Origin of the sequence: Rhizobium sp. N324 (assembly GCF_001664485.1) — a bacterium.
GTDB lineage: Bacteria > Pseudomonadota > Alphaproteobacteria > Rhizobiales > Rhizobiaceae > Rhizobium.
Window position 1 is genome coordinate 492108 of sequence record NZ_CP013634.1, and the last position, 12034, is coordinate 504141.

At 63.9% G+C, this 12034-nt stretch carries 12 protein-coding genes; 5 read left to right on the top strand and 7 right to left on the bottom strand.

Annotated features, from left to right (window positions below):
• Window positions 1-163: 163 nt before the first annotated feature.
• Window positions 164-976, top strand: coding sequence for a TIM barrel protein (locus tag AMK05_RS29950; protein ID WP_064843809.1), 813 nt, complete (start codon window positions 164-166; stop codon window positions 974-976).
• Window positions 977-1203: 227 nt separating this feature from the next.
• Here AMK05_RS29950 and cobM read toward each other — a convergent pair whose 3' ends face one another.
• Together cobM and AMK05_RS29960 are read right to left on the bottom strand one after the other, a co-directional pair.
• Entirely contained in the window at window positions 1204-1962 is a 759-nt protein-coding gene (gene cobM / locus AMK05_RS29955; protein WP_064843811.1) for a precorrin-4 C(11)-methyltransferase, read from the bottom strand.
• A 4-nt stretch (window positions 1963-1966) separates the two neighbouring features.
• Window positions 1967-3199 carry a bifunctional cobalt-precorrin-7 (C(5))-methyltransferase/cobalt-precorrin-6B (C(15))-methyltransferase gene (locus AMK05_RS29960; protein WP_064843813.1) on the bottom strand — a complete coding sequence of 411 codons (1233 nt, stop codon included), beginning with the start codon at window positions 3197-3199 and terminating at the stop codon, window positions 1967-1969.
• Here AMK05_RS29960 and AMK05_RS29965 point away from each other — a divergent pair.
• Entirely contained in the window at window positions 3198-3968 is a 771-nt protein-coding gene (locus AMK05_RS29965; protein WP_064843816.1) for a cobalt-precorrin-6A reductase, read from the top strand. The genes AMK05_RS29960 and AMK05_RS29965 overlap by 2 nt on opposite strands.
• Here the strand turns inward: AMK05_RS29965 and AMK05_RS29970 are convergent.
• From AMK05_RS29970 to cobF, 5 genes are all read right to left on the bottom strand, one after another.
• Entirely contained in the window at window positions 3932-4696 is a 765-nt protein-coding gene (locus AMK05_RS29970) for a precorrin-3B C(17)-methyltransferase (RefSeq protein WP_064843818.1), read from the bottom strand. The two genes, AMK05_RS29965 and AMK05_RS29970, sit on opposite strands and share 37 nt — an antisense overlap.
• Complete coding sequence (locus AMK05_RS29975) at window positions 4693-5424, bottom strand: precorrin-2 C(20)-methyltransferase (RefSeq protein ID WP_064843820.1); 732 nt, start codon at window positions 5422-5424, stop codon at window positions 4693-4695. Before AMK05_RS29975 ends, AMK05_RS29970 begins: the two co-directional genes overlap by 4 nt.
• Window positions 5421-6053 (bottom strand): precorrin-8X methylmutase, encoded by a 633-nt coding sequence (locus AMK05_RS29980; RefSeq protein WP_064843821.1) that lies wholly within the window; start codon window positions 6051-6053, stop codon window positions 5421-5423. The genes AMK05_RS29975 and AMK05_RS29980 overlap by 4 nt, the downstream gene beginning before the upstream one ends.
• A gap of 2 nt (window positions 6054-6055) precedes the next feature.
• Window positions 6056-7438 (bottom strand): precorrin-3B synthase, encoded by a 1383-nt coding sequence (gene cobG / locus AMK05_RS29985; protein ID WP_064843822.1) that lies wholly within the window; start codon window positions 7436-7438, stop codon window positions 6056-6058.
• Window positions 7439-7511: 73 nt separating this feature from the next.
• A complete protein-coding gene (gene cobF, locus AMK05_RS29990; protein ID WP_064843823.1) occupies window positions 7512-8276 on the bottom strand; it encodes a precorrin-6A synthase (deacetylating) in 765 nt (254 codons plus the stop codon).
• Between the two features lie 200 nt (window positions 8277-8476).
• Between cobF and repA the strand changes: the two genes are divergently transcribed.
• From repA to repC, 3 genes are all read left to right on the top strand, one after another.
• The gene (repA, locus tag AMK05_RS29995) at window positions 8477-9673 is read left to right on the top strand and encodes a plasmid partitioning protein RepA (protein ID WP_064843824.1); all 1197 of its coding nucleotides are present in this window, start codon (window positions 8477-8479) and stop codon (window positions 9671-9673) included.
• Window positions 9670-10665, top strand: a complete 996-nt coding sequence (gene repB / locus AMK05_RS30000) for a plasmid partitioning protein RepB (RefSeq protein WP_064843825.1) — start codon at window positions 9670-9672, stop codon at window positions 10663-10665. Before repA ends, repB begins: the two co-directional genes overlap by 4 nt.
• A gap of 154 nt (window positions 10666-10819) precedes the next feature.
• Window positions 10820-12034: a plasmid replication protein RepC gene (gene repC, locus AMK05_RS30005; protein WP_064843826.1), complete on the top strand. Its 1215-nt coding sequence runs from the start codon at window positions 10820-10822 to the stop codon at window positions 12032-12034.

The following is a 12034-nucleotide window of genomic DNA, read 5'->3' on the forward strand; positions in this document are numbered from 1 at the left end:
GAAATGATGGAATTCTATCATTTCGGCTGAAATTCTTTCAGCAATGAGAGCGGGCGGCAGCGATGGCCGATGGATTGCCACGGGAATTTCGATAGAGATTCGCGGGCCCATTCACGAGGAACCGCTCCGCTTATGCCGCGGAGACGAGGAGGAACTATCCGTCATGACTTCCATCCGCTTTGCGCTCAACCATATGGCCGCGCCGTCGCTCGCCATCGATGATTTCTTCGCGCTGACAAAGTCACTCGGCATCGACGCGGTCGAGATCCGCAACGACCTTTCCGGCAACGCCATTCTCGACGGCACCAAACCGGAGACAATCAAGCAGGCTGCCGACCGCCACGGGCTGACGATCATCTCGATCAACGCGCTGCAGCGTTTCAACGAGTGGAATGCCGCAAGGGCCGCTGAAGCGCAGGAACTGATCGACTATGCCAGCGCCTGCGGCGCCAAGGCGCTCGTCCTTGTTCCGAAGAACGACGGTACCGGCTGCGCCGACGGCGAACGCCAGGCCAATCTGCGCCAGTCGCTGACGGCGCTGAAGCCGATGCTCGAGAAAGCCGGCATTATCGGCCTCGTCGAGCCGCTCGGCTTCGAGATTTGCTCGCTGCGTTCGAAGACCGAGGCGGCCGAGGCAATCAAAGAACTCGGCGCGCAATCGACTTTCAAGCTCGTCCACGACACCTTCCACCATCACCTTGCGGGCGAAGCCGCGACCTTCCCGGAGCTTGCCGGCCTCGTCCACATTTCCGGCGTCAGCGACCCCTCTGTTTCCGTTGCCGATATGCGCGATTCCCACCGCGTGCTCGTCGATGGCGACGACCGGCTCGACAATGCCGGGCAGATCAAGGCGCTGCTGCAGGCGGGCTACCAGGGTCCGTTTTCCTTCGAGCCATTCGCAGCCGAAGTGCATGCGGTCAAAGACCCGGCCGGTGCGCTTCGCGCCAGCATGGAGTATTTGTCCGCGCGGGTTTGAGACAAAGTCCTCCGTCATGCTCGGCCTTGTGCCGAGCATCTAACCACTGCAATTGCTCTGACAGGAAAACTTTTGTTTTCAGGTGCTTAATTGGAGTTGGGCAGATCCTCGGCACAAGGCCGAGGATGACGTCGCGGGGTTTTTCAATGCTTGTCCACAACGGAGGGCGAGCACGCTCATCGTTTGATCTTCGAGGGCCGCGGCACCAGCGCGGCCAATCTTTGAAATTATTCCCGGCCTCGGAACCGGCGCTGATAGGCGGGGTCGTAGAGCGAGCTCTCGCGAAAATCCTCTGCCGCAAGCGACGGGCCGACAAAGATGATCGCCGTGCGTTCGATCGGTTCGGCCGCAACCTTCGCCTCGATATTTGAGAGCGTGCCGCGCAGGATGCGCTCGTCCGGCCAGGAGGCCTTGACGACGATGGCGACCGGGCAATCGGCGCCGTAAAGCGGCGTCAATTCCTCCACGACCTGCTTCAGCGCGTGGATCGCCAGATGGATCGCCAGTGTGGCGCCCGTTGCGCCGAATTTGGCGAGCGTCTCGTCGTTCGGCATCGGTGACGCCCGGCCGGAAACGCGAGTGAGCACCAGGCTCTGGGCCACTGATGGGATCGTCAGCTCACGCCCGAGCGCCGAGGCGGCCGCGGCAAAGGCCGGAACACCCGGTGTCATCGTATAGGCGATGCCGTGTTTTTCAAGCCGGCGCACCTGCTCGGCAACCGCGCTCCAGACCGAGAGATCGCCGGAATGCAGCCGGGCCACATCCTGGCCGGCGGCAGCGGCGCTGAGATATTCCGCCTCGATTTCGTCGAGCGACATCGGCGCGGTATCGACGATACGTGCATCCGCCGGGCAATATTGCAGCAGTTCCGTCGAGACGATCGAGCCGGCATAGAGGCAGACCGGGCATTGGCCGATGAGATCGCGGCCACGCACTGTGATCAAATCCGCAGCCCCAGGCCCCGCGCCGATGAAATGCACCGTCATTGCGTCATCCTTTCGTCCAGCGCCATTGGGTCACCGGCATGGCCGGCCGCCAGCCGCTCATGTTGCCGACAGACCCCGCGCGCGATATTTCGATCCGTGTCAGCGAGCCGCCGCGTTTTGCGTGTTCTGAGAGCAGCACGCCTTCCATCTCCAGCGTCACGGCATTGGCGACGAGCCGCCCTTCCCGCTTCAGCGCGGCGATCGCTGCATCGATGACGCCGGGTTCGCTGCCGCCGCCACCGAGGAAGATCGCATCCGGCTCCGGCAGGCCGGCCAGCGCGCCGGGCGCTGCGCCTTCGACAACGGCGAGATGCGGCACGCCGAAGGCGGATGCGTTGCGCGCGACGCGCGCGGCCCGCTCCGGCGACTGCTCGATGGCGATTGCCTTCAGCGATGGATTGGCCAGCATCCATTCGATGCCGATCGATCCCGAGCCCGCACCGATATCCCAGAGCAGTTCACCATGGCGCGGCGCGAGCGCGGACAGCGTCATCGCCCGGATTTCGCGTTTGGTGATCTGTCCGTCATGCTCGAACAGCGCGTCTTCGAGCCCGGCGGCGAAAGGCAGAATGCGCGCCCCCTCCCCTGCCGCGATTTGCAGGGCGCAGACGTTGAGGGAATCGATGTCCGTGAGGTCGAAATCCGCGGCCAGGGCTTGCCTTCGCCGTTCCCGTGCGCCGCCCAGCGCCTCGAGCACGGTAAGCTGCGACTGACCGAAACCATCGGCGGCAAGCAGCGCAGCCAACTCACCCGGGCCCCTCTCGTCCGAAGTCAGCGCGATGATGCGCCGCCCGGCGTGCAGATGCGGCTTGATCAGGTCGATCGGTCTGCCATGCAGCGAAATCGCCGCGACGTCCTGCAGCGGCCAGCCGAGACGCGAGGAGGCGAGGCTGAAGGCCGATGGCGCCGGGATGGTGCGCATTTCTTCCGCCGCCACATGGCGGGAAAGCGTTGCACCGACGCCGTAGAGAAACGGGTCGCCGGAGGCGAGCACGACGACGGGCGTGCCGCGCCTCTGGAGAATGGCATCGACCGAATGCGCGAACGGGCTCTGCCAGGAAAACCTTTCGCCTGTGATCAGCGACGCGGCAAGCGCATGGTGCCGTGTTCCCCCGAAGACGGCAGGCGCGGTGGCGATCAGCCGCCTCGCCTCTTCGCCGAGCCCTTCTGGACCATCTTCGCCGATGCCGATAATAGTCAGCCAGCGCGGGCCGGAAGCAGGAGAGAGATCAGACATGGGAAGACCTCGCATTCTGATCCTCGGCGGCACGGGCGAGGCACGGCTGCTGGCCGAAGCGCTGGCGGCACGGGGAAACTGCGATATTCTTCTGTCGCTTGCTGGGCGTACCGAAAAACCGGCCGCGCAGCCGGTTCCGGTCCGCATCGGCGGGTTCGGTGGTGCTGTCGCGCTCGCCGATTTCCTGAAGGCGGGTGGCTATGGTCTGCTGATCGATGCCACGCATCCCTTCGCCGAGCGCATTTCCGCCAATGCCGCCTTTGCGGCCGAGGCCACTGGCATAGCTGCGATCGCTCTTCGCCGTCCCGAGTGGCAATGCCTGCCGGGCGATCGCTGGTGTGATGTGCGGAGCATTCCCGCCGCCATCGAAGCGCTCGGCCCCTCCCCTCGCCGGGTCTTCCTGGCGACCGGTCGGCAGGGTGCGCATCATGCAGAAGCGGCGCCGCAACATTTCTATCTCATCCGCAGCGTCGATCCCATCGAGCCGCCGCTGGCGATTGCCAATGTCGACTATCTCCTCGATCGCGGTCCGTTCACCGTGGAAGGCGAATGCGCTTTGCTGAAGCAGCACCGCATCGACGCCGTCATTGCCAAGAACAGCGGTGGCGCCGCCACCTATGCGAAGATCGAAGCGGCCCGCCTGCTTGGCATCGAGGTGATGATGGTGGCGCGCGCAGCGGCATCCACAATCAAAACGGTCGGAACTGTCAAGGCGGCGCTGACGGCGGTCGATCACCTCTTCCCCCCCGCCATGAAGCGCGGCGTATAAACGAGATCCAGCCGGCCGGGCCGCGCCACGATCCGGGTTTCGGCCGATCCGATGATGACGCAGGTCGCCATATCGGCCATCGACGCATCCGCCTGCGACAGCGGCTGCACCGCGATGCGTTCGTCCGGCCGTCCGGCCGCCCGGCCGAAAATGACCGGTGTCGCTGCCGGCAGATGGTTGCGCAACAGCTTGAAGGCTTCGCCGAGTTGCCAGGGCCGCGCCCGGCTGATCGGGTTATAAAGGGCGATGACGAAGCCTGCCCTGGCCGCCAATTCGAGACGGTTTTCTATTATATCCCAAGGCTTTAGATTGTCGGAGAGCGAGATGGCGCAGAAGTCGTGGCCAAGCGGGGCGCCTGCTCTTGCCGCCACCGCCAGCATCGCGGTGATGCCGGGCAGGATAGTGAGATCGACGGCCCGCCAGGCTGCCGGCCCGTTGTCGACCGCCTCGCAGACGGCGGCCGCCATGGCGAAGACGCCGGGATCGCCGCCGGAGACGACGCAGACCTTGGCGCCATCCGCTGCCATCGAAAGGGCCGCCCCTGCCCTGTCGAGTTCTTCGCGATTGTCCGAGGCATGCCGCAGCTGATCGTCGCGAAGCTGCAGCCGGTCGAGATAGGGGCCGTAACCGAAGAAATCCGTTGCCGCCTCGACGGCGGCCAGCGCTTCCGGCGTCATCTGCTCGGGATTGCCGGGACCGGTGCCGATCACGAAAAGCCGGCCGCTCATCGGCTGTTCTCCCAGCCAGGCACAAGGACCAGCGAAAAATACGGCGCATCGCCGTCAGCTCTGTCGACGAGCTTTTCCATCGCCGCATTCGCCATGGTGCCGCGCTCGACATAGACGGCTTCCGTAAGCCGGCCGGCCGCCGCCAAGGCCCGGCGGATCTTCGGCAGATTGCGGCCGACCTTCATAATGACGGCGGCCTGCGTATCGGCAAGGCGGCGCGTCAGCTCGGCCTCGGCCATCGTACCGGGCAGTACGGAAAGCACGTCGTCACCCTGGACGATCGGCATGCCCGCCAGCGACCAGCAGCCGGACATGGCGCTGATGCCAGGGATCACCTCCGTTGGGTAGCGCTGGGAAAGCCTGACATGCAGGTGCATATAGGAACCGTAGAACAGCGGATCGCCTTCGCTGAGCACGGCGACGGTCAGCCCGGCATCGAGCTGGCCGGCGACGGCTTTCGCAGACCGGTCGTAAAATTCAGTGATCAGGCTCTGGTAACGCTCGTCGTTCTTATCGATCTCGGTAGTGACGGGATAATAGAGCGGCAGCAGCGTCACGCCGGATTTCAGCAGTGGCTCGACGATCGCCTTGCCGTTGCCGCCCCTGCCCTGCTTGGCGAAATAGGCGATGACGTCGGCGCCTTCGATGGCGCGGACGGCTTTGAGGGTCAGAAGCTCCGGGTCGCCAGGACCGGTGCCGACGCCGATGAGACGGCCTGTTGTCGTCATAGGCCCGGCCTCGCCAGCGCATTGAGGGCGGCCGCCGTCATGGCGCTGCCGCCGAGCCGGCCGCGCACGATGGCAAAGGGTACGCCATAGGAATTCTCCGCCAGCGCGTCCTTCGATTCCGCCGCGCCGACGAAGCCAACGGGCATGCCGAGGATGGCTGCGGGTTTCGGGGCGCCGTCGCGCAGGAGTTCGAGCAGATGGAAGAGCGCGGTCGGCGCATTGCCGATCGCGACAACGCTTCCGCCGAGCCGATCGAGCCAGAGATGCATGGCCGCAGCCGAGCGGGTATTGCCGATCTCGCGCGCCAGTTCCGGCGTGGCGGGATCGCGCAGCGTGCAGATCACCTCGTTCAGCGCCGGCAGCCGTGCCCGGGTCACGCCCTGGGATACCATTTCCGCGTCGCAGAAGATCGGCGCCCCGGCTCTCAGCGCGTCGCGCGCGGCGCTGACGACATCGGCGGAGAACACAAAATGCTCCGCCGCCTCGACCAGCCCGCATGCATGGATCATGCGCACGGCGATATCGGCCTGATCTTCGGTGAAGCGCGAAAGATCGGCTTCGGCGCGGATGATCGCAAAGGAACGCTCGTAGATCGCGTCGCCGCTGCGGATATAATCGTAGTCTGGCATTCTTATTCCTGTCGCAGCGCCTTCGAAACGCCGGTTGCGCCAAGCCGTGTAAGGCAGGCGGCAGCCGATTCGCCAGCGCCTCTGTTGTCTTCGATGGACCGGGCGAGCCTCTCTATAGCGAAATCGATCCGACCGCCAGCGATCCGTTCGTCCGGTCGATCCGCGGCACGCCCGTTGAGGATGAGGTCATAACCTTCAGCCGTGCCTGTCAGCGTCAGCGCCGGCCGGGCATGCGCGCAGCCTTTGGCGCAGCCGGAGAGATGCAGCGTCAGCGAACCGTCGAAGAGCGCGGGTGCGGCGGTCAGGATGCGGCGCGCCAAGCCGCGTGTCTCGTAGAAGGCGGACCCGCAGGCGCCGGCGCCGGCGCAGGCGGCGATATGCTCGGCTTTCTCGCCGGATTGGGCGTTGAAGCCGTATTGGGCCGCCGCGGCTTGCACGGCCGGTGCCGTATCCGCCGCAAGCCCGAGCAGGAAGAAACCGCGGCCGGGCGCGAGTCGGATCTCCGCTGCGCCATGGGCCATGGCCAGATCGAGCAGGGCGATCAGATCGACCGCGCGCATCTGACCGAATTCCGGCCGGACGCCGAGCACGGTTTTGCCGTCCGCCAATCTGCGCAGGCCTGCCAGCGGTATCTTCTCCGCGCCGGACGGAATGGATCGGAGCTCGCTCAAGGCGGGAAAACGCGCCCGCAAAAGCGCTGGATCGATATCCCGTGCCCGGCTGCCCGGCCCGAGCATTGTCAGCAGGCTTAAAACCTCGCCCACGGCCGAGACCGCCACTTCGGCAGGACCGATCGCGACCGGTGTTGCGGTCGCACCATCGCCATTGAGCGCCACAAGCCAAGTCGCCTGCGATTGCGCGGCGAGACGGATATCGGCGGTAAGCGCCGACAGGCCGAAGGCTCCGCCGCCGTCGGCGACGATCGACAGTTTCGGTGCCAGCTGAGGCGAGGCAAGCAGATCCTGAAGCGTGCTGCGCAGGGACAGTTCCATTGCGGCGGGATCGCTCAGTTCTTCCGGGTCGAGGCCGTGCAGCGGCGAGATTTCGATCGCCGGTCCGTCCGGCACGGTGATGCCGGCGGCGTCGATATCGGCGGCGAGCCGTCCGACGGTCTCGGCCCGCAGCCCGCGGATCTGCAGATTGCCGCGGGCGGTGATCTCGAGAATGCCGTTTCCGTGCGCCGCGGCTGTGCACGCCAATGCTCTAAACTGCGGCAGCGTCAGCGCACCGCCGGCCGGCCGCAGCCGCACCAGCAGACCGTCGCCGGTCGCCATCGGTGCGGCGAGGGCGGGGCAGGCGCCGCGCGCGCGCATCTTCGCCGCCATGCGATCATAGCCGTCCGTCGCGCCCTTCCTGTCGATCGCCTTGGCGGTCTTGATGCCCATTCTTAATCCTCTGTCCGTTTCTTACATGATCGCGGCGGGCGCGGCAAAAACATGATGGAGACGGTCGGCCCGGCTACTCCTCGAAATCCCGTCCCTTGCGCAGGAGATAGATGTCCATGATCCAGCCATGCCGCTGCCTGGCTTCGGCCCTCAGCGCCACGATGTCGGCGGCAATATCGCCGAGGCGCCCGGATCTGACGATCTCGTCTTCAGTGCCGAGATAGGCGCCCCAGAAGATCTCGGCGTCGGGATCGTCGATCTTCGCAAAGGCCTGTTCACCGTCGAGCATGACAATCGTCGTCGCGGCCTGGAGACCGTCCCGCGCCAGCCTGCGCCCGGTGGTGATCTCAATCGGCTTGCCGACGAGGTTGACCGGGACTTTATGACTGGCGGCCAGGGCCTGGATGCTGGTGATGCCGGGAACGACGCTGTGGTCGAAATCCACGCCGGCGTCCTGCCGCACGCGTTCGATGATGCGGATCGTGCTGTCGTAGAGACTGGGATCGCCCCATACGAGAAAGGCGCCGCGGCCGTCATCGGGCAGGCCGGCGATCAGCTCCTTATAGATAAGGGCGATCTCGGCATGCCAGGCGTCGACGCTTTGCGTGTAGCTTCGGTCTGCCGTCTGCCGTTGTGGCACCGCGAATTCCGAAATCCGGATCCCTGGGCGGGTGACGTATCGTTCGCAGATGTCGCGGCGGATCTCGGCGAGCTCTTCCTTGCCCGTCCCTTTGACCGGCAGGAAGATCACCTCGGCTGAATTCATCGCGTTGATTGCCTGTATGGTGAGGTGCTCCGGGTTGCCCGTGCCGATGCCGATGATATGGATGTGCTTCAAGCCGATGCTCCCATGAGTCCCGGCGGTCTTGCCGAAAAAGCTGGTTCGCCGCAAGGGTGATGGTGAAGAGTTGGCCGCGGCCAACCGGGCCGGAATGGCTCCTGGCCCCCATTGTTGCCGGAAATCCCGAATCGTGTCACTTTCGATACGCTTTTTGACGCTATGTTGACAGAAAAGCGCATCGAAAAGGATTGGGTGTTTTGGACAACATTAGCGTATCGACGACAGATGTGCGGATCGAGCGGCATGCGAACCAGCTTTCGCGGCAATTGAAGCTTCTCCGCGACAAGCTGTTTCCGCCGCTCGCGCAAAAGACGCTGCGGACATTTTCTTCAGGCGAGGCTGCCCAGATGATCGGCGTGTCCGATGGCTATCTTCGCCAGCTTTCCCTCGATGGCAAGGGGCCGCAGCCGGAGCTTTCCCAGAATGGTCGGCGCTCCTACACGCTCGGCCAGATCAATGAATTGCGCCAATATATGGCGAAGCTGAAGCCGAGGGACGCACTATCCTATCTTCCCTGGCGGCGCCCCGGCGAGAAGCTGCAGACGGTTGCCGTCACCAATTTCAAAGGTGGCTCGGCCAAGACGACGACGACGCTCTATTTGGCGCAGTATCTGGCGCTGGCGGGTTATCGGGTGCTCGCCATCGATCTTGATCCGCAGGCCTCGCTTTCCTCCATGCTGGGCGTCCAGCCCGAATTCGATCTTTCCGATGGCGATACGCTTTATGGCGCCATTCGCTACGATGCCGGCCGCAAGCCGCTGAAGGATATCGTCCGCAAGACCTATTTCGACGGGCTCGATCTGGTGCCCGGCAATCTCGAACTGATGGAGTTCGAGCATGAAACGCCGCGGGCGCTCAACGACCGGCAAAAGCCGGCAGAGCTGTTCTTTCGCCGCGTCGGCGTGGCCATCGCCGAGGTCGAGGCCGAATATGACGTCGTGGTGATCGACTGCCCGCCGCAGCTCGGTTATCTCACCCTTGGCGCCGTCTGCGCGGCAACCTCGCTGCTCATCACCATCCATCCGCAGATGGTCGATGTCGCCTCCATGTCGCAATTTCTGTTGATGACCTCGGATCTGCTTTCCGTGGTTCGCAAGGCCGGCGGCGATCTGCAGCACGATTTCATCAAATATGTCGTCACCCGTCATGAACCCTTCGACGCGCCGCAGTCGCAGATCGTAGCGCTGTTGCGCAGTCTGTTCGGCGACGACGTCTTGACGGCGACCATTCTCAAATCGACGGCGATCGCCGATGCCGGCCTGACCAAGCAGACGCTGTTCGAAATCGAGAAGGGGCAGGTGCGCCGCTCGACTTACGATCGCGCGCTGGAATCGGTCAATGCCGCCAACAGCGAGGTTCTCGCCGGCATTCACAAAGCCTGGGGCCGGACATGAGCAGACGCGATCGCCTGAAAGGTCTTTTCGACGATACGGCGCAGGAGTTGGCCGCGGCCAACTACGAAGAATCGTCTTCGCGCGGGACGGCCGGGCCGGTCCGGACGATGGCGCTGACCCTCGGGCGCATGGAGGAAGAGAGCAGGGCGATGCAGGAAGCCTTGCTCTCAGGCGAACGCATCGTCGAACTCGATCCCGATCTGATCGATTCCTCCTTCGTCCGCGACCGCCTCGCCGACCAGCCGCTCGATATCGACGACGAACTGGTGCAGTCGATTGCCGAGAACGGCCAGGAAGTGCCGGTTCTCGTTCGTCGCCATCCCGATGATGAGAGCCGCTATCAGATCGCCTACGGCCATCGCCGCCTGCAGGCGGTCAAGCTGCTCGGGCGCAAAGTGCAGGCGATCGTCCGCCAACTTGACGATACCGATGTGGTCATTGCTCAGGGCATCGAAAATTCGGCCCGCCGCAACCTTTCCTACATCGAGCGCGCCGTCTTTGCCCTCAACCTCGAGCTCAAGGGTTTTGAGCGTCCGATCATCATGAAGGCGCTGTCGACCGATAAGACCGAGCTGTCGAAGCTGCTCTCCGTCGCCAAGGCCATCCCGGCCGAGATCGTCAGGTCGGTGGGTGCTGCGCCCGGCATCGGCCGCCGCAAATGGATGGCGCTTGCCCAGGACTGGAACGGAATGACGGCGGCGCGGCTTGCCAAACTCGTCGGCTCGGAAAGCTTCATGGCCGAGGAGAGCGACCGCCGTTTTGAGCTTCTGGTGGCCGAGCTCGCCAGGAAAGAGGCGAAGCCCGAAGCCACGGAATATGACTGGAAGCCGAAGAGCGGCGGCAAGATTGCCGGCCGAATCAAGAGCGCCGGCAATTCCTTCACGATCGCGTTGAAAACCGGCGATGCGCCGGATTTCGGCGCTTACATTTCGCGCCGTCTCGATGAGCTTTACGAAGCCTATCGGGCCGGCAGGTTGCAAGCAGGAGAGTAGGTCGCAAAAGAAAAAAGCCTCCGAACGTTGCCGTCGCGGAAGCCTTTCTCATATCTGGACAATCTGAGAATCGCACTTCCTCGAATCACTGTCAAGCATCTTCGGCATCCTTTTGGGTGGTAGATTTCTTTTGCCTTGAAAAAAGGTGAGGGACATGGAGCCTCAATACGTATCGACGCCCTTTGGGCGGCGATCGATGACGCTTGGCATGCTGGCAAGCCAGGAAAGCGCCAGCAAGGTCGAACCGGACGCATCGGTCGATAAGTGGAAGATCTTTCGTTCGCTCTGCGAAGCAAAGGACATGGTCGGCGTATCCGATCGTGCGCTGGCGGTTCTCAACGCGCTGTTGACCTTCTATCCGAAGAACGAGATTGCCGAGGCCAACGGCTTCGTCGTCTTTCCCTCGAACGAGCAGCTGTCGCTGCGCACGCACGGGATGGCCGGAACGACGCTGCGGCGAAACCTGGCGATGCTGGTGGAAGCCGGCCTGATCATCCGGCGTGACAGCCCGAACGGGAAGCGGTTCGCCCGCCGCAACGGCGAGGGCGGGCTTGGAGAGGCCTTCGGCTTCAGCCTGGCGCCGCTGCTGGCGCGTGCCGGCGAGATCGAGGCACAGGCGGCTCAGGTGCTCGCCGACAAGCTCGAATGGAAGCGCCTGCGGGAGCGGCTGACGCTCTGCCGACGCGACATCAGCAAACTCATCGAGATCGCCCTAGAAGAGGAAATCGCCGGCGAATGGATCGAGATGCAGAAGCATTTCAACCTGCTTACGGCAAGCCTGCCGCGCCGCCCGTCGGCCGCGGAGATCGAACATCTGCTAGCCGATCTCGAAGCCTTCCGTGAAATGATCGTCAAGACGCTGGAATTGAAGACGAAAACAGAAAAATCAGATGCCAATGACAGCCAAAACGGTCGGCACATACATAATTCAAACCCACACCCCACATCTGAACTTGAACCAAGCTTCGAACCGAAGCAGGGCGCAAAGCCGGAGGAAGAACCGCGGCCGTGGCGGGAGCCGCCGAAATCCTTCCCCCTTGCGATGGTGCTGCAGGCCTGCCCGGAGGTCGTCGCTTATGGGCCGGGGGGCGGGATCGGCAGCTGGCGGGATCTGATGGCCGCGGCCGTCATCGTCCGTTCGATGCTGGGCGTCAGCCCGAGCGCCTATCAGCTGGCCTGCGATGTCATGGGGCCGGAAAACGCCGCCACGGTGATCGCCTGCATCCTGGAAAGGGGCGGACATATCAACTCGGCCGGCGGCTATCTGCGTGATCTGACACGGCGGGCCGAGCGCGGCGAGTTCTCGCTTGGGCCGATGCTGATGGCGCTGATGCGGGCCAATGGACCGGCAGCGAGGAAAACCGGATGA